The sequence below is a fragment of the Shewanella frigidimarina genome, assembly GCF_003797125.1.
GTDB lineage: Bacteria > Pseudomonadota > Gammaproteobacteria > Enterobacterales > Shewanellaceae > Shewanella > Shewanella frigidimarina.
This window is the reverse complement of the sequence record NZ_RKKE01000002.1, coordinates 1,010,640-1,028,741: the sequence shown is the minus strand read 5'-3', so window position 1 is coordinate 1,028,741 and position 18,102 is coordinate 1,010,640. Positions and strand designations below refer to the sequence as shown.

At 42.4% G+C, this 18,102-nt stretch carries 18 protein-coding genes; 2 read left to right on the top strand and 16 right to left on the bottom strand.

What is annotated here, in order from left to right; genetic code table 11:
* Positions 1–2: 2 nt before the first annotated feature.
* The 8 genes from rodA to leuS form a co-directional block, all read right to left on the bottom strand.
* Positions 3–1,124, bottom strand: coding sequence for a rod shape-determining protein RodA (gene rodA, locus EGC86_RS09450; RefSeq protein WP_011636181.1), 1,122 nt, complete (start codon positions 1,122–1,124; stop codon positions 3–5).
* On the bottom strand, positions 1,106–2,962 hold the full coding sequence (mrdA, locus tag EGC86_RS09445; RefSeq protein WP_123777345.1) for a penicillin-binding protein 2: 1,857 nt from the start codon (positions 2,960–2,962) through the stop codon (positions 1,106–1,108). The genes rodA and mrdA overlap by 19 nt, the downstream gene beginning before the upstream one ends.
* A gap of 129 nt (positions 2,963–3,091) precedes the next feature.
* The gene (rlmH, locus tag EGC86_RS09440; RefSeq protein ID WP_011636183.1) at positions 3,092–3,562 is read right to left on the bottom strand and encodes a 23S rRNA (pseudouridine(1915)-N(3))-methyltransferase RlmH; all 471 of its coding nucleotides are present in this window, start codon (positions 3,560–3,562) and stop codon (positions 3,092–3,094) included.
* On the bottom strand, positions 3,562–3,891 hold the full coding sequence (gene rsfS / locus EGC86_RS09435; protein ID WP_011636184.1) for a ribosome silencing factor: 330 nt from the start codon (positions 3,889–3,891) through the stop codon (positions 3,562–3,564). The genes rlmH and rsfS overlap by 1 nt, the downstream gene beginning before the upstream one ends.
* Positions 3,892–4,052: 161 nt before the next feature.
* The gene (gene nadD, locus EGC86_RS09430) at positions 4,053–4,688 is read right to left on the bottom strand and encodes a nicotinate-nucleotide adenylyltransferase (RefSeq protein WP_123777344.1); all 636 of its coding nucleotides are present in this window, start codon (positions 4,686–4,688) and stop codon (positions 4,053–4,055) included.
* Positions 4,689–4,709: 21 nt separating this feature from the next.
* Positions 4,710–5,744: a DNA polymerase III subunit delta gene (holA, locus tag EGC86_RS09425; RefSeq protein ID WP_123777343.1), complete on the bottom strand. Its 1,035-nt coding sequence runs from the start codon at positions 5,742–5,744 to the stop codon at positions 4,710–4,712.
* Positions 5,744–6,238, bottom strand: a complete 495-nt coding sequence (locus EGC86_RS09420) for an LPS-assembly lipoprotein LptE (RefSeq protein ID WP_059744816.1) — start codon at positions 6,236–6,238, stop codon at positions 5,744–5,746. Before EGC86_RS09420 ends, holA begins: the two co-directional genes overlap by 1 nt.
* A 140-nt stretch (positions 6,239–6,378) precedes the next feature.
* Positions 6,379–8,970 (bottom strand): leucine--tRNA ligase, encoded by a 2,592-nt coding sequence (leuS, locus tag EGC86_RS09415; RefSeq protein ID WP_123777342.1) that lies wholly within the window; start codon positions 8,968–8,970, stop codon positions 6,379–6,381.
* A gap of 120 nt (positions 8,971–9,090) precedes the next feature.
* Here leuS and EGC86_RS09410 point away from each other — a divergent pair, with 120 nt between their 5' ends.
* Positions 9,091–9,591 (top strand): zinc ribbon-containing protein, encoded by a 501-nt coding sequence (locus EGC86_RS09410; protein ID WP_011636189.1) that lies wholly within the window; start codon positions 9,091–9,093, stop codon positions 9,589–9,591.
* 16 nt (positions 9,592–9,607) lie between these two features.
* On the opposite strand, the gene EGC86_RS09405 is transcribed toward EGC86_RS09410, so the two are convergent.
* From EGC86_RS09405 to EGC86_RS09370, 8 genes are all read right to left on the bottom strand, one after another.
* The gene (locus EGC86_RS09405) at positions 9,608–9,898 is read right to left on the bottom strand and encodes a DUF6482 family protein (protein ID WP_245423122.1); all 291 of its coding nucleotides are present in this window, start codon (positions 9,896–9,898) and stop codon (positions 9,608–9,610) included.
* Between the two features lie 112 nt (positions 9,899–10,010).
* On the bottom strand, positions 10,011–10,523 hold the full coding sequence (locus EGC86_RS09400) for a type II secretion system protein (RefSeq protein ID WP_123777340.1): 513 nt from the start codon (positions 10,521–10,523) through the stop codon (positions 10,011–10,013).
* Between the two features lie 12 nt (positions 10,524–10,535).
* Positions 10,536–12,098, bottom strand: coding sequence for an apolipoprotein N-acyltransferase (gene lnt / locus EGC86_RS09395; RefSeq protein WP_123777339.1), 1,563 nt, complete (start codon positions 12,096–12,098; stop codon positions 10,536–10,538).
* 3 nt (positions 12,099–12,101) lie between these two features.
* Positions 12,102–12,980 (bottom strand): CNNM family magnesium/cobalt transport protein CorC, encoded by an 879-nt coding sequence (gene corC / locus EGC86_RS09390; RefSeq protein WP_011636193.1) that lies wholly within the window; start codon positions 12,978–12,980, stop codon positions 12,102–12,104.
* A 45-nt stretch (positions 12,981–13,025) separates the two neighbouring features.
* On the bottom strand, positions 13,026–13,496 hold the full coding sequence (gene ybeY / locus EGC86_RS09385) for an rRNA maturation RNase YbeY (protein WP_123777338.1): 471 nt from the start codon (positions 13,494–13,496) through the stop codon (positions 13,026–13,028).
* The gene (locus tag EGC86_RS09380; RefSeq protein WP_123777337.1) at positions 13,493–14,557 is read right to left on the bottom strand and encodes a PhoH family protein; all 1,065 of its coding nucleotides are present in this window, start codon (positions 14,555–14,557) and stop codon (positions 13,493–13,495) included. The genes ybeY and EGC86_RS09380 overlap by 4 nt, the downstream gene beginning before the upstream one ends.
* Positions 14,558–14,728: 171 nt before the next feature.
* A complete protein-coding gene (gene miaB, locus EGC86_RS09375) occupies positions 14,729–16,153 on the bottom strand; it encodes a tRNA (N6-isopentenyl adenosine(37)-C2)-methylthiotransferase MiaB (protein ID WP_011636196.1) in 1,425 nt (474 codons plus the stop codon).
* Between the two features lie 232 nt (positions 16,154–16,385).
* Complete coding sequence (locus EGC86_RS09370) at positions 16,386–16,643, bottom strand: hypothetical protein (RefSeq protein WP_123777336.1); 258 nt, start codon at positions 16,641–16,643, stop codon at positions 16,386–16,388.
* Between the two features lie 226 nt (positions 16,644–16,869).
* Between EGC86_RS09370 and EGC86_RS09365 the strand changes: the two genes are divergently transcribed.
* Positions 16,870–18,093 (top strand): FAD-dependent monooxygenase, encoded by a 1,224-nt coding sequence (locus EGC86_RS09365; protein WP_165872370.1) that lies wholly within the window; start codon positions 16,870–16,872, stop codon positions 18,091–18,093.
* Positions 18,094–18,102 lie beyond the last annotated feature (9 nt).

Genomic DNA, 18,102 nt, shown 5'->3' with positions numbered 1-18,102 from the left:
TCCTATCTATCGACAAATCGTCTGTGGGTGTGAATGCTCATTAAAATACCAAAACCTGTCATTAAGGTCAGCATCGAGGTTCCACCATAACTGATTAGCGGCAAAGGTACACCAACCACTGGTAAGATGCCTGATACCATACCTATGTTAACAAAAACATAGACAAAAAACGTTAGGGTGATACTTCCGGCCAATAAGCGTGCAAAACTTGTCTGTGCTCGTGAAGCGATAACCAGACCCCTGCCAATGACAAATAAATACATTGCCAGTAATACTAAACTGCCAATTAATCCGAATTCCTCACCGATCACAGCAAAGATAAAGTCGGTGTGTCGCTCAGGTAAAAACTCTAATTGTGATTGAGTCCCGTCAAGCCAACCTTTGCCCCAAAGTCCACCTGAACCAATGGCAATTTTCGATTGGATAATATGATAACCCGCGCCGAGAGGATCTTGTTCAGGATTAAACAAGGTTAATACTCGAGTACGCTGATAATCGTGCATCAAGAAAAACCATAAAACAGGTAAAAAGATCAGAATGGCGGTAACAAAGCCGCCGACAATTAACCAACTCATACCAGATAAAAACAACACGAATACCCCAGAAGCAGCGACCAAAATGGAGGTGCCTAAATCCGGTTGTTTAGCGATGAGTAATGTTGGGATTAGTAGGATAATAACGCCACCGGCCAGATAGCGCTTTTTGGGGGGCAACGGGAACTTACTGATATACCACGCCATGGTTATGGGGAAGGCAAGTTTGATAAGCTCCGATGGCTGGAATTCCATAAACCCTAAATTTAGCCAGCGCTGAGCACCTTTATTAATGGTGCCAAATAGTTCAACGCCGATGAGTAACGCTACCCCTGCAAGATAAATAGGTAAAGCCCAACGCCTGAGGATTTCAGGATTGATTTGTGCAAAGCAAAACATCACGCCCAACGACAACGCCATACGTACAAGTTGGCGCTCCATCATCGCAGGGTCTTCGCCACTGGCAGAATAAATCACAAAAAGACCAAAGCTCATTAAAATAACGATGCCGATGAGTAATGGCACATCTAAGTGTATTTTTTGCCAAAACGATTTTTGATATGCATGATTATTCACGGTTTTACCGCCCATTCGTCTCGTAAAATATACTCATCGAGCAATGCTCGTGCTAGTGGGCCTGCATTGGCGCCACCCCAGCCGGCGTTTTCTAATACCACCGCTAAAACGATACGAGGGTTTTCATAAGGTGCGTAAGCAACAACTAATGCATTATCGCGCAAGTGTTCTGCAATAGTGTTGGCATTATATTTTTGATCTTTGGCTACACTAAATACCTGCGCTGTACCCGTTTTCATTGCTGCGGTATAGGTGGCATCGGTAAAGCGAGATTTATCAGCCGTTTGACGCATCGCTTCATTGATGATGTTCCAATTGCGAGGGTCTTTAAGCTCTATTGGTACTTGCTCATCAATCGGCGAATCAATTTTAACCGTACTATTTTTAAATGATTTTAATAAATGCGGCGTAAAACGCTTGCCTTTATTTGCCATGATAGTCACCGCATTGGCAAGCTGCAGCGGCGTAGTAGTCCAATATCCTTGGCCAATACCGACCGAAATGGTATCGCCATTATACCAAGGTTGGTTGTAACGCATTCTTTTCCAGTCTCTAGATGGCATTACGCCATCTGACTCTTCAAAAATATCGATACCGGTACTTTTACCAAATCCAAAACGATCCATAAATATGGCCATTCTATCGATGCCAACCTTATAGACGAGGTCATAAAAGAAAATATCACAAGAGTCGACAATGGCATGATAGATATCTACCCAGCCATGGCCCCATTTTTTCCAGTCGCCCCATTTGCGATCGACGCCTGGCATTTGCCAATAGCCCGGATCCCAAATACGCGTGCGTTCGTTAATGATTTTTTCTTCTAACCCGAGTAACGCTACATGCGGTTTGATGGTTGACGCTGGGGAGTATTGCCCTTGGGTTGAACGATTAATTAATGGCCGCGATTTATCATTTAATAAGTCATTATAAGCTTTAGAACTAATGCCGTGAACAAAGGGATTAGGGTCATATGATGGGCTTGAAATCATGGCTAAAACACCACCATCTCTAGGATCTATAGCAACGACAGAGCCTTTTCGACCATCTAATAGCTCCATGGCCTTCTGCTGTAGTTTGAGATCTAACGTGAGATAGATGTCTTGTCCTGGTGTTGGCGGGGTAACTTTAAGCGTGCGGATCACTCTGCCACGATTATTAACCTCTTCTTCGAGGTGACCAGGGGTACCATGAAGTAAACTTTCATAGAATTTTTCAATGCCTTGCTTACCAATATCTTTGGTTGCAGCATAGTTTTTCCATTGGCTACTTTTTTCAAGCAAGGCTTTATCTCGGCTATTAATTTTACCGACATACCCTAATACATGAGTCATTAGCGCATTAAAGGGATAATGACGCTTAAGGCCTGCTTCAACATAAATACCAGGAAATTTATATTGATTAACACTAAAAATGGCGACTTGTTCGTCGGTTAATTTACTTTTAATGGTTAACGGCTTAAATCGGCGATGAAACTTTAAGGTTTCAGTGATGCTTTCGCGCTCATCTTCAGTGAGTTCAATGAAGGTATTAAGTTCGTCTAAAGTCGCAGTGATATCATCAACTTTTTCTGGAACAAGTTCTAAAGAATAATAAGGTTGGTTTTCGGCTAACAGCACGCCATGACGGTCATAAATTAACCCTCTGCTAGGCGGAGTAGGAACCACGCGGATACGGTTATCATTTGAACGAGTTTCATAGTCTTTGTAAGAGACAATTTGAAGATGATAAAGATTCGAAAATAGGATGCAGAGTAGTAAGAATACGCAAATAAAAGTGAACAATGCACGGCGTTTAAATAGCGCGGCCTCTGCGGCGTGATCATGCATGGTAATGCGCTTGTTTGGCGACACTTATGCTATCCCCGTCGTAACCAAATGAAAGGTTGAATTATAGAAGGTCACAGTATCAGCTGATGAACATGAAAAAAAGAGTTGCATGATAATCATTATCGATAAGCTTAGTTATACATGCGACTGAGTTTATTCTCTGTGATACGGATGATTGGTATTGACGCTCCAAGCTCGATATAGGCTTTCTGCCACAATAACCCTAACCAAAGGATGGGGTAAAGTGAGGGCTGATAAACACCAGCTTTGGTTGGCCGCCTCTTTGCAAGCAGGTGAAAGTCCTTCTGGGCCACCAATAAGTAAGCTGACATCTCTACCATCGAGTTGCCACTTTGTCATTTGCTCGGCAAGTTCTGGTGTTGTCCAGTTTTTACCGGGTAAATCTAAACTGACAATGTGGTTACCTTTTGCTACTGCCGCTAGCATTAATTCGCCTTCCTTATGTAAAATTCGGGCGATATCAGCATTTTTCCCGCGTTTCCCTGCTGGGATTTCGATGAGCTCCAAAGCCATATCTCTAGGGAAACGGCGTTGGTATTCTTCGAAGCCTCGGGTTACCCAATCGGGCATTTTGGTGCCAACGGCAATAAGCTGTAACTTCATTAGACGCTGTGTTCAGACCAAAGTTTTTCAAGCTCGTAGTAATCACGAGTTTGTTCTTGCATCACATGCAAAATCACTGAGCCTAAATCAACTAATACCCATTCACTGCTGTCACGACCTTCGACCCCAAGAGGTTGCACGCCAGCATTTTTTGCTGACACGATTACGTGCTCACCAATAGATCGAACGTGTGTTTTTGATGTACCAGTACAAATGATCATAGTGTCGGTAATGGTTGACCGTTTAGATACATCTATAACAGTAATATTTTTTGCTTTTAAATCATCGACTTTGTCGATAACGAAATCTTTTAGTTCGGTGCCTTGCACTCGAAGTACCTCATAAGTAAAAATTAACGGAGTATTATACTCAAATTCACTGTTGATGCGCAATTAAGCATGGCTAAACAACGATAGATTTAATTTTGTGTCCGATGCTGAGTTTACCCATAATCATAAAAGTTGAGTTAATAACTGTGCGGTTTATTGTGTTAGCGATAGAGCTGATGTTGGCGAATATATTCGGTTGTTGTTTGAGATAAAACCGTGCTGATATCAATATTTTGAGCTAACTGCTGACGTATTTCAGTTGAAGAAATATCGACTAACTGGCTGTTGATAGTGAATATTCTGCCATTTTTAGCATGGGAAGGCGAGTCAAGATAGTCTGCGGTTGCTTGTCTGAATAATAATTCTTTGGTCATTTCGCTGTTGGTGTCCATTGCCCAACCAGGGCGTTGACACAATGCAATATGGCACAGATTAAACAATGATTGCCATTGATACCACAATGGTAATTGAACAAATGAATCCATGCCCATAATGAAAAAGAATTCATCATCAGGATATTGTTGGGTGAGTAATGTGAGCGTAGTGACGCTGTAAGACGGGGTGTCGCGATTGATTTCGATATCACATAGCTTAAATTCTGGGAACTGCTGGCAAACTAACTTCACCATTTCAAGCCGGTGATGAGTACTCACTACGGTAGTATTTTTATGCGGAGGTATATGATTGGGCATTAGCCAAATCTGGTCTAAATGAAGTTGCTGTTTTACGTCTAGTGCAGGATTGATATGTCCTAGATGGATAGGGTCGAAGGTGCCACCCAAAATACCGATACGCATTCGCTGTCCTTACTTTTTGTCTCAGTCAGTTAATTCAATATGAGCTAAACGGTTATGTGCTCGTGGATCAAATAAAATGCATAAATGGCTGAGACCAATCCAATCTTCAAGCCCTTTTTGTTTGAGATTTAATTCTAATTTAGACGCAAACGCGAGTATATGTTCGATATGATCTAAATCTAATCGCGTTATTGCAGCTTGATAAAGCGGTTTACGCTTATCCCAAATTCGGTGTTGGCTCCACAGTTTGCTGAGTTGTTCGCCATTATGGACGGCCAGTTTTAAGGTGAGCAGCAAATTTATCTCTTTGAATAAAGCCCACATTAAAATGGGCATTGCAGTGCCTTCGGCCTGCAATTGAGCCAGCATGTGCTGTGCATGTTTTTGATGGTTACCTAGAATGGCATCACAGAGTTGAAACACACTGAAACGAGATTGGTCTTCGAAATATTCACTGAGTTGTTCTGGGGTAATATTTTGCTTAGGACTGAGCAGTTGTAGCAATTGCATCGCTTGTTCAGCCGCCAATAAGTTACCTTCAAATAGCGTAAATAACATGGCTTTTGCATCATGGTGAACCGTGAGTTCATAATGAGTAATACGACTGTCTAACCAGCGTTCAAACTGTTTACCTTCAGGCGTGGTGCAGGGTAGGTATATACCTTTGGCATCGAGTGATTTAAACCATTTGCTATTGGTTTGCTCTGCACTGGCTTTGGGGCCTTGGATAATCAATAACATATCTGGATTAGGGTGTTGCAACAGCGTTTGAAATGCTGCGGCTCCTTCCATGCCAGGTTTACCTTGCGGCAGGGTTAACTCAATAATCCGTCGGCTGGCAAATAAGCTCATTGCTTGCCATTCTTGGACTAAATCTCCCCAGTTAAAACCAGTTTCTTGGCTTAACTGTACACGCTCTTCAAAGCCTTGTTTTTTAGCGGCGTTGAGGATCAATTGTTTACTGTTTTCGATTAACCATGGGTCATCACCGAACAGTAAAAAGCATTGCGGTAGTGGTTTGAGATGTTGCTTGAGTTGATCAGGATAAACCCGCATTACTCTGCCCCGATTGACGCCAGAGTTTGGATAATATAATCGGCTGCCTGTACGCGCATTTCTTTAACCAACAACTCCATTTCACGGCTTTTTGCTAATGCAGTACGAGGATCGTCTTGATAATCTCGGCGGATTTCAGTATCAAAATCTTGTGGCTCTTGTCCTGGTAAAGTAACCGAATAATGCACTAAGTAGATCAGCTCATATTCTGCGACATTTCCTGTGGGATAAAGTGACAGTGTGGCACGTTCCAGTGAGTCGTTAATTAACCGTAACGTAGGTGTTTTTTCTGCTGCATCGACAAGGCTAATACGGTTGATCCGTAATCTGTCACGAACTAAGCGAGTTAACTCACTGTATTCATCGCTGCTGCTTAAATGCAATTCGGCCAATTCGGCAGGGATGGAGTAACTGCGTTGGAGTTTGAAGCCGCATCCTGCAGTGGTCAGTAGCACCAATGTCATTATGGCTAAACAGATTTTTTTGGCTAGCATAGCGAGGGGAGGCATCCTTGTTTATTTGCATGGTTAAATAAATAACTTACCGCGGTGTAACCTGCGGTAAGTTATAACACTGAAGCGTTAACGTTATCACCCTAATTTCGGAGGCTAACTTGCCTCCTCATTAAGACAACTTAGTTAGCAACAATACTTAATAGTTTGCCGGGCACGTAAATGACTTTACGAACCGTTAACCCTTCAGTGTGTTTTTGTACGTGCTCATCACTCATGCCTAATGCTTCTACATCTTCTTTTGATGCATCAGCAGCAACAGTAATTTTTGCGCGAACCTTTCCGTTTACTTGTACCACAATGAGCTTGCTGTCTTCGACTAACGCAGACTCATCGACTTCAGGCCAACGGCTATCTTCAATGTCGCCTTCGTTACCTAACTCATTCCATAACGTAAACGTCATATGCGGAACAATAGGGTAAAGCAAACGCGTTACAGCAGACAAAGCTTCAGCAAGTAACGCTCGGTCTTGCGCCGTTTCTTGTGAGGCTTTCAGTAAATGGTTCATTAGTTCCATTACTGAGGCTACTGCGGTGTTAAACATTTGACGACGTGCAATGTCATCGCTGACTTTGGCAATGGTCTTATGTAATTCACGGCGCAATGCTTTTTGATCGGCATTTAATTTGCTGGTATCTAATGCTTCAGTTTTACCTGCAGCAACATGATCGCTAGCCAATTTCCAGAAACGTTTAATGAAGCGATGTGCTCCTTCAACGCCTGACTCTTGCCATTCCAGGGTTAATTCTGGTGGCGAGGCAAACATCATGAATAAACGTACGGTATCAGCACCGTATTTTTCAACCATGACTTGTGGATCGATACCGTTATTTTTCGATTTAGACATCTTACTCATGCCGGTGTAAACCAGTTCATGACCTTGATTGTCTATCGCTTTAATGATGCGGCCTTTGTCGTCTTTTTCTACCACAGTCACTTCTAAAGGTGATACCCAAACTCGGGCGCCTTTTTCGTTGGTGTAGTAATAAGCATCTGCTAATACCATGCCTTGAGTCAGTAACTGCTTTGCGGGCTCATCACTGTTGACTAAGCCTGCGTCACGCAGCAACTTATGGAAAAAGCGGAAATACAACAAATGCATACAAGCATGTTCGATACCGCCAATGTACTGATCTACTGGTAACCAGTAGTTAGCTTTAGCAGGATCTAACATTTCGTCTGCGTGAGGGCTACAGTAACGTGCGTAGTACCAAGATGATTCCATAAAGGTATCAAAGGTATCTGTTTCGCGTGTTGCTGGCTGACCGTTGACTGTGGTTTCGGCCCAAGCCTTATCGGCTTTAATTGGACTTTGAATACCGTCCATCACCACATCTTCTGGCAAAATAACAGGCAGTTGATCTTCAGGCGTTGGCACAACAGTACCATCGGCGAGGGTCACCATCGGGATAGGAGCACCCCAGTAACGCTGACGAGAAACACCCCAGTCGCGTAAACGATAATTGACTTGGCGTTTGCCTTTACCTTCTGCGGTTAATCTAGCATCAATAGCTTCAAAAGCTGCTTGGAAGTCTAAACCGTCTAGCTCAGGGAATGCATCGCCCGAATTAAACACCACACCTTTTTCGGTGTAAGCTTCTTTGCTAACGTCTACTTCGCCATCTACTGGCTTAATGACCGCTTCAATCGCAAGCTGGTATTTAGTCGCAAATTCATAATCGCGTTGATCATGAGCTGGAACTGACATTACCGCGCCGGTGCCGTAATTCATCAATACAAAGTTAGCGACCCAAATAGGTACTAACTTGCCACTAATAGGATGAATAGCTTGTAAACCTGTCGCGACGCCTTTTTTCTCCATCGAAGCCATCGCAGCTTCAGTGGTATCAGCATTTTTACATTCTTCTAAAAATGCGGCTAATTCAGGGTTATTTTGCGCAGACTGTTCAGCTAATGGGTGACCAGCTGCAATAGCAACATAAGTCACGCCCATTAACGTATCAGGACGAGTGGTGTAGATATCAAACGATGCATCACTGTCAGCAACGGCAAAGGTCATTTCAATCCCTTCACTGCGACCTATCCAGTTACGCTGCATGGCTTTAACCTGTTCAGGCCAGCCATCTAACGTGTCGATGTCGTTAAGCAATTCTTCAGCGTAATCAGTGATTTTAATAAACCACTGAGGAATTTCTTTCTGGATCACTTCAGTATCACAGCGCCAGCAACAACCATCTTGTACTTGCTCGTTTGCGAGTACGGTTTCATCGTTTGGACACCAGTTTACTGATGAGGTTTTTTTATACACTAAACCTTTGGCATACAACTGAGTGAAGAACCATTGTTCCCAACGATAGTACTCAGGGGTACAGGTAGCAATTTCACGACTCCAGTCATAACCAAAGCCCAATAGCTTGAGTTGGTTCTTCATGTAGTCGATATTTTCGTATGTCCACGGTGCCGGCGACGTCTTATTATTGATCGCGGCATTTTCTGCAGGCAGACCAAATGAGTCCCAACCAATCGGTTGCAAAACATTTTTACCTTGCAAACGTTGATATCGTGCCACTACATCGCCTATTGTGTAGTTACGGACGTGGCCCATGTGAAGACGACCTGATGGATACGGAAACATTGAAAGACAATAGAATTTCTCTTTGCTTTCATCTTCAGTAACTTCAAAGGTTTTATGTTCGTGCCAGTGCTTTTGCACTAAGGCTTCAATTTCTGAGGGATTATATAGCTCTTGCATCAATCTATTTCCGGCCATGCCGCCCATTGTTTGATCTAACGCTCAGCAGCGCGATTTATAACTGCATAGAATAAACCAGAAGTGATCTATTAAAAAGGTGCGTATTAAGGAGTATTACTTATGAGTGGAAAAAGTTCAGCACTATTAGCCTTATATCAGTCACTATTCGAACAGGTGAAAACCACGTTTGAGCAAGATAACTCATTGACAGCTAAAAGTTTGTTTAAGTCAGTGACCCAGGGTAAAGACTATCTAAAACTTAAATCTCATGCAGATGAAGAAGAGCTCGCTTTAGTAGAAGAATTTTTAAAGCGTGACATTGCAGCCTTCTTAAGTGAGGAAAATGCCGATAATTTGAGTTTTAGTCCAATGGTAATTGGGATTGAGAATACATTATGGCAGTGGTTGAGCGAAATAACTGATCGTAGCCAAGTGGAGTGGCATGAACTTTTACAAGATTTTAAACATCATGGTGTGTATAAGTCTGGAGAAATTATTAACCAAGGTAAACTGACCTGTAATAAGTGTGGTCACCAAATGCAAATCGATTTTCCTGGGGTGATCCCCGATTGCCCAAAATGTGATTACAATGAGTTTTCACGGGAGCCGCTAACACCATAATCCGTTAGGTGAATGCTTAAAACTCTACTCGGTAATGGTAGTGACTTGCACTGCTGTTACCGATCATTTCATCATAAGCAGTCTGAATTTCTATCATGGCATAATGAATGCCTTGTTGTTTCAGTAATATTTCAGCTTGTTTGATTGAGTGAAGACTCAGCTGCTTCCCAGCTTTATTGCGAACACTGTAAAAATTTCCCCGAAGGTCTTCAACACCGAGCAAATAATGATTTGAGTCGGCATAACTAATAATCGTGGGATGCTTAGTTTGTTGAGATATGGCTAATTTTATTTCAGATAATTGCATAGTAACTTCCATCAATAGTCGTTTATCGAGGACATTACGAAGCAAGCTTGAGTTTAGTTTTATATCGAAAGCTTATTTTGAACATCTACAAGTATTTAAAGATGGTTGTAGATTAGCAACCACTTACTACCGTTCGATATTCAGGTGCTGTATTTACATCTGCGGCTTGAGTGTAAGAGAAGTAACAATTGTCATTGATGACTTGGCCATTATCATCTTTATCGTATCCGATATAAGTAACAGCAATCCCTTGATATTGTAGAGTAAAAGCGTCATCCACAATGATCCATTTTTCAATGTCCGTGTTGTCTAAATAGCCCCATTTTAACCGAGTTTCAAATACACCGTCGCTGTCGATATCAATATCGATTAAGTCATCGCGGTTTGTGACAGCCTGCACTCGTAAACTCGTCATTTTTGAACGGGCATAAACTAGGGTGTTGGCTGTTTTAATGCTGCCCATGAGGCCTGATAGAGTGCTCTGTCTCGCTTCGGTACTCAAGCCAATAAATTTAGGCGCTGCAACCATCGCTAAAATACCAAGGATAATGATGACCACAACTAACTCTATTAAGGTAAATCCTTTTGAGATAACCTGTGTTTTGAGTTGAATCGATTGTGACATCAAATTATCTCGTTATTTCCGTAAGACGTTTCTGACACCAAATAGCATTAATAAACCACACAGTATCAGCAAGGGGAGTTGACCTATTTTTCTAAACCAAGTTTCACCTTGATAAAGCGCAACATTGGTTACTAATACCCCAGTTTCAAACTGCGGGATAGCATCGGTAATTCGTCCATGCGGATCAACGACTGCAGTAATTCCATTATTGGTACCACGCAGTAATGGTTTACCCATTTCAATGGCACGCATTTGGGCTATTTCCATGTGCTGTAATGGCCCGTTAGATGTGCCAAACCAGGCATCGTTTGATACGGTGAGCAGCATATCTGTTTCGTTTGTAACGCTTGCTCTTACTTGCTCTGGGAAGGCAATTTCGTAACAAATAGCCGGTGCTACATGGTAACCCAGTGCAATTAAATTAGGTTGAGTGTAGTCACCACGTTGAAATGATGACATCGGTAAATTAAAAAACGGTGCAATAGGGCGTAATAAATCCCCTAATGGTACGAATTCACCAATTGGCAGTAAGTGATGTTTTTTAAACTCATTTGTGCCACCGACAATATAGTCAGCACTTTGCTGCTGCTTCTGATGATGATTACCTAATACGATTAATGAGTTATAAAAATCTTTTTGCTGGTGGCTAATAATGCCAGTAATAATCGCCGTGTTATTCATATTGGCGACTTGATTGGCATTCAATAAAAAGTCTTCCACCATGGCTTCTGGTGCAGGAATGGCAGCTTCTGGCCAAATAACGATATCGACACTAGAGGCATCATCAAATTGCTCACGGGTCAGATCCATGTATTTAAGCATGGTAGGCCACAACGCATCTGGCTCCCACTTCATGCTTTGAGGGATATTCCCTTGCACTAATGCCACTTTAACTGTTTTACCACTGGCTGATATTGGGTTTAGTTGTGGTGCAGCCCAAGCGCTTAATGCCAGAATGGGTAATATGATTAACACTGGGAACACGCGCTTTTGTGTTAACAGCATCAGTGAGCCTGCAACCAGAGCCACCACAAAGCTCAGTCCTAACGCACCAATAAAGCTGGCAAATTCACTAAGCGGTCCTAATGTTTGGCTGTAGCCAGCCCAAATCCAAGGGAAGCCTGTCAGTACCCATCCTCTTAACCATTCAGTTAGTACCCATAAGGCGGGGAATAATCCTAGATAGGTTAAATAAGGATTTAAGGTGTGCTTAGCTGTACGTGATAACTTGTTGAGCAAGTATCCTGTTATTGCGGGATAAATTGCCAGATACAGTGCCAGTAAAGCCATTAAGGTTATCGACACAAAAATGGGCATCCCACCAAAGGTGTCAATACTGACATGCACCCAACTAATGCCAATGGCAAAGCAGCCAAAACCGAAACTAAGCCAGTAATATAAACTTTGCTTGGCGGTTAATGTATGACTCTGCCATAGGGTAAAACTCAATGCTAAAGGAAATATGGCCCAAATTTCATAAGGCGCAAACGAAAGTGCCGTACTGGCGCCAGCAATAAATGCCGTCACCAGACGAACAATACTCAAAGAAGAGTGTAAAGGTTGAGTTTTTAGCACGATTTAGTCGTCGAATTCTTCACTAATATTAGGGTCAGGAAGTTTAACACGAAGTTGCACCAAGCGGCGGTTATCTGCGTTAATGACTTTGAACTCGATATTGTTGATGACAATGCTTTCATTACGTTCTGGTAAATGACCAAATGCATGCGACACCATACCACCGACAGTATCGAATTCTTCATCACTGAAATTGGTACCACAGGCTTCGTTGAAATCTTCAATTTCCGTCAGCGCTTTTACCATAAACACAGTGTTACTGAGTTTTTTAATTTCGGTGTCTTCAACTGAATTGTGGTCAAATTCATCTTCAATTTCACCAACGATTTCTTCGAGAATATCTTCAATAGTGACTAGACCTGACACTCCACCATATTCATCGACAACAATGGCCATATGGTAGCGCTGTGAGCGGAATTCTTTGAGCAGTACATCGACTCTTTTACTTTCAGGAACGACCACGGCAGGTCGAATCACTTGGGCAAGAGTGAAAGATTCATCAGATTGTTTAAATCCGTATTTGATCAAATCTTTAGCCAGTAAAATGCCTTCAATATGATCTTTGTCTTCATTAACAACAGGGAAGCGAGAGTGACCGGAATCCATGACGATTTCTAAAAACTCATCGACGGTCGAGTCTATTTGAATGGTAACAATTTGCGATCTTGGGATCATGATGTCGCGCACACGAAGGTCGGAAACCTCTAATACACCTTTAATCATTTCGCGAGTATCTTCGGTGATGAGGTCACGCATTTCTGCACCTGCTATGACATCAACTAAATCTTCGCGATTTTGAGGTTCGCCCTGAAATAATTGGTTAATTTTATCGAACCAGCTCTTCTTGTGGGCGTTTGTACTCGGGGGGATATCGTCACTCATAATATTTACCTAAACAAGGGTATCTATAAGATATACCTTGTTTATTTATGCTTCCTTATAGGGATTGTCAAAACCTAAGCCTTCAATAAGTTGGGTCTCTAATGACTCCATCTCATCGGCTTCTTCGTCGATAATATGGTCATAGCCCAGCAAATGCAAGCTACCGTGTATGACCATGTGTGCCCAGTGAGCGATTAGCGGTTTATTTTGCTCAATTGCTTCTTGTTCCACCACTGGTGCGCAGATAACGAGGTCACCCAATAATGGCAATTCAACTTCTGGCGGCGCTTCAAACGGAAACGACAATACGTTAGTTGGCTTGTCTTTACCGCGATAAGTTGAATTGAGCTGCTGACTCTCGGCAATATCAACAATACGAATAGTTAACTCTACTACTGGCATTGTTTGGCCAATAGCGGCTCGAACCCAAGTTTCAAACTCAGCTTGAGTTGGTAAGCGTGGATTATCGACTGCAATTTGTAGGTCGAGATCTAATGATATCCCTTGCTGGCTCATTGAGCACTTTCCTCTTTATCTATTAGCTGACGTTTCTGTTCACGTTCGCGATAAGCTTGTTCTTTGATGGCTTTTTGAATTTGCTCTTGTTGCTCGAATGCTTCATACGCTTCAACGATACGAGCAACAACGGGGTGACGGACCACATCTTGGGCAATAAAGAAATTAAAGCTGATCTCAGGTACCTCGCTGAGCACCTCAATGGCGTGACGTAGGCCTGATTTTTGGCTACGAGGTAAATCAATTTGAGTAATGTCGCCAGTGATCACCGCACGAGAATTAAACCCAATACGGGTTAAGAACATTTTCATTTGTTCAACTGTGGTGTTTTGGGCTTCATCTAAAATAATGAAAGCATCATTGAGAGTCCGGCCGCGCATGTAAGCGAGCGGGGCGACTTCAATTACGCCGCGTTCAATCAGTTTTTCAACTTTCTCAAAACCCATCATCTCAAATAAGGCATCATAAAGTGGGCGTAAATATGGGTCGACTTTTTGGCTTAAATCGCCCGGTAAAAAACCGAGTTTCTCGCCAGCTTCAACCGCAGGACGAGTTAGTAGAATACGACGCACTTCTTGACGCTCATAGGCATCAACCGCCGCCGCAACAGCAAGGTAAGTTTTACCTGTACCTGCAGGGCCAATACCAAAACTGATGTCGTGCCCCGTAATATTATGCATGTACACACTTTGATTCGGTGTACGAGGTTTAATCACGCCACGCTTAGTTTTAATATGGATGCTACTGTCGTCAGAGTCTTGCAGTGCTTCAAGGTTAATGGCTTCTTGAATGGCTAAATGCACCACTTCAGGTTCTAAGTCTGGCGTACTGCCTTTGATTGTTTGGGTTTCTATGTATAACTGACGCAACAAGTTATTGGCATTGAGCGCATTACGTGGCAGTCCAACAATAGTGAAGTGGTTATCTTTATGAATAATCTCAACACCTAATCGGCGTTCGAGTTGTTTGATGTTGTCATCAAATGGGCCACATAATGAGACGAGGCGACGAGTATCTGAAGGTTCTAGATACAAATTCATGGTGGTGACTTTAGTGGTCAAATAAGGCTCCAGGTTTCGGTCTTGGACAACAAAATAATAGCGTTAAAATGCCATTTAGTAATAATGACAGTTTACGAGTCTCTGTATCGAATTACCATAATATGACCAATTTTAGGCAAAATTAAAGGCGGACAAGCCGCCTTTAGTATCATCTTAAGCAACAAACATGAATTACGGCTTAAAGTGGGTCACACCTAATGCGTCATCTTGCTTGTGTTTAGCAAGAATTTCAGCCGGACGTAAACTGCGACGTAAATCCATTTCATTTTCACCACGGACAAATTCACCGCGTAATGAGTTGGTATAAACATCAACAATTTTCACATCAACGAAACTACCGATATGAGTGTGAGCGGCTTCAAAGTTAACCACACGACTGTTTTCAGTTCGACCGCGAAGTTCCATTGGATTCTTCACTGAAGGACCTTCAACTAAAATACGTTGAACAGTGCCCAGCATTTGACGGCTATAACGCATTGCTTGTTGGGTAATACGGTCTTGTAAAATGGCTAAACGTTGCTTCTTTTCTTCGTCGCTAACATCATCAGGCAAATCTGCCGCAGGCGTGCCTGGACGAGCGCTGTAGATAAAGCTAAAGCTGTGGTCAAACGCAACATCTTCAATCAGTTTCATGGTATCAGCGAAATCGTCTTTAGATTCACCAGGGAAACCAATAATAAAATCTGAGCTAATTTGAATATCAGGACGAGCTTTACGCAAGCGACGAATAATCGACTTATACTCAATCGCCATGTGACCGCGTTTCATTTGGGTCAAAATACGATCCGAACCCGATTGCACCGGTAAATGCAGGAAGCTCACCAATTCAGGGGTGTCTTCATACACATCGATAATGTCTTGGGTGAATTCAATTGGGTGGCTAGTAGTAAAACGCAGACGGTCGATACCATCAATTGAGGCCACTAGGCGCAATAATTCCGCAAAGGTACATATCTCATCATCATGAGTTGCACCGCGATACGCGTTAACGTTTTGACCCAATAAATTCACTTCACGTACGCCTTGGGCGGCTAATTGAGCCACTTCAAGAATAACGTCATCTAACGGACGGCTGACTTCTTCACCGCGGGTATAAGGTACCACGCAGAAAGAACAGTACTTACTGCAACCTTCCATAATTGATACGAACGCGGTTGGACCATCAGCGCGAGGCTCAGGAAGACGATCGAACTTCTCAATTTCTGGGAAACTGATATCAATCACAGCTTTTTCGCCACGTTGAATTTGTTCAATCATCTCAGGTAAACGGTGTAAGGTTTGTGGACCAAAGATAATATCAACGCATTGAGCGCGATCTTTAATTGCTTTACCTTCTTGCGAGGCAACACAACCGCCGACCCCAATAATTAAATTAGGATTTTTATCTTTTAAAGATTTCCAACGCCCTAGCTGATGGAATACCTTCTCCTGTGCTTTTTCACGAATAGAGCAAGTATTAAGCAGCAGAACATCTGCTTCGCTTGCATCCTCGGTCAAGGTATATCCTTGATAGTCGTCTAATAAATCGGCCATCTTTGATGAGTCATACTCATTCATTTGACAGCCCCAGGTTTTAATATGAAGTTTTTTACTCATCAGTGCTCGCCAGTAAATCACAGTAAAAATAGCGCGACATTTTACCTGTTGTCAGACGGTCTGGCTAGCACTAGTGCAAGTTTCACTCATTTGAATCTAAACTTTGTAATAGCCTTGAAAATAGTAATGATTTATCGTTGGCGTTAAACGTGATTGATTGCTCGGAGTAAAAACCAAATTCCGCGGCCATTTGGCGACTTTGTTGCTGGACTTGAATGAGATTACTTTGGCTTCAATCACGATTAAAGCTGAGCAACATTTCCGTGGTTTGTTGATATAGGGCATAATCGAATGCATTACGATATGTCACTGTAATGGTTTCAATGGAACCTATGTTTGTTGCAGATTGAGTGATTAAGTTATTTTTGGGATTATTAGCAGCGGCATTCGTCGACAGTACTAATGAGCAACCTATGATTGTGGTGATCAAAACTGTGGCAATCAAGCCATAGCGAATGTCATGGCGTACAAATTGATGGTGACTGTTCATGATGTCCTCTCTTGATTACGTAAAGTGGATCAATTAATGAGACAGTCACAGTATATAGAATCGTTTATTGATTGATTTTTGTTCATTGTAAGCAGGTGTAGGTAAAAGCCGTTATAGCAACATTTGGTCATGCTTTAGCTCTTATAGACATATTTATACATATATTGACCGCAATTCACAGTCATATTAAACAGAAATCATCTCACTATTTATGGATGCCAAGACAATGCAAGATGCTTCATTCACATCAACGAACACCTCTGGTAACGCTAATCATTATGATGTTGTCGTTGTTGGCGGCGGAATGGTCGGTGCGGCTGCTGCGATTGGATTAGGTCAGTTAGGGCTCAGTGTCGCAGTGATTGAATCTCGCCAACCACAACCTTATGATCCTTTACAGCCTTTAGATGTGCGAGTATCGGCAATTAGTGTGGCATCTGAGCAATTGTTAACGCGTTTTGGTGTTATGGATGAGCTGCTAACCATGCGCCATGCACCTTATACAGGTTTAGAAACGTGGGAGCTCGATGGCTGCCTTACTGCATTTAGCGCCGAACAAGTTGATCAGTCGCACTTAGGTTACTTTTTTGAAAACCGTGTAATTCAATTAAGCCTATGGCAACAAATCTATAAAATGGACAACATCACCTTATTGTGTCCAGCAAAAGTGATGCAGTTTTCTCGTTTAAGGGACAGTCATCAAGTCGGTATTTTGCTCGATAATGGCGATACGCTTACTACAACATTACTTATTGGTGCTGATGGGGCTAACTCGCAAGTGCGCCAATGGGCAGGTATTGGTTTGACTGGTTGGGATTACGCCCAATCGGCGATGTTAATCAATATTAATACTCAAACGCCGCAGCAATCAATTACCTGGCAGCAATTTACTCCAGCTGGACCGAGAAGTTTATTGCCGCTGCCTGGAAATCATGCCTCATTAGTGTGGTATGACGATGCTAATCGTATTAAACAGTTATCTCAACTGAGCGATCTACAACTTGCCGAACAAATTAGACTGCATTTCCCATCGAGATTAGACACTAATTTTACTGTTGAAAATCGTGGTAGCTTTCCATTAACTCGGCGCCATGCACAACAATATTATCAAGATAATCTGGTTATTATTGGCGATGCGGCTCACACGATTAATCCATTAGCTGGCCAAGGCGTTAATATAGGTTTTAAAGATGTCGATGTGCTGGTGGCTCAAATTGCTAATGCTATTGGATCGGGTGGCACATGGTGGGATAGCAAGGTATTAAAGCGTTATCAGCAAGCGCGATATTATGATAATCAATTGATGATGACCGCAATGGATGCTTTTTATGCCGGTTTTAGTAACAATTTATTGCCATTAAAATTACTGCGTAATGGCGCGTTAAAACTGGCCAACATCGACTCACCGCTAAAACGTAAAGTATTGAAGTACGCGCTTGGGCTGAATTAAACTATTGGT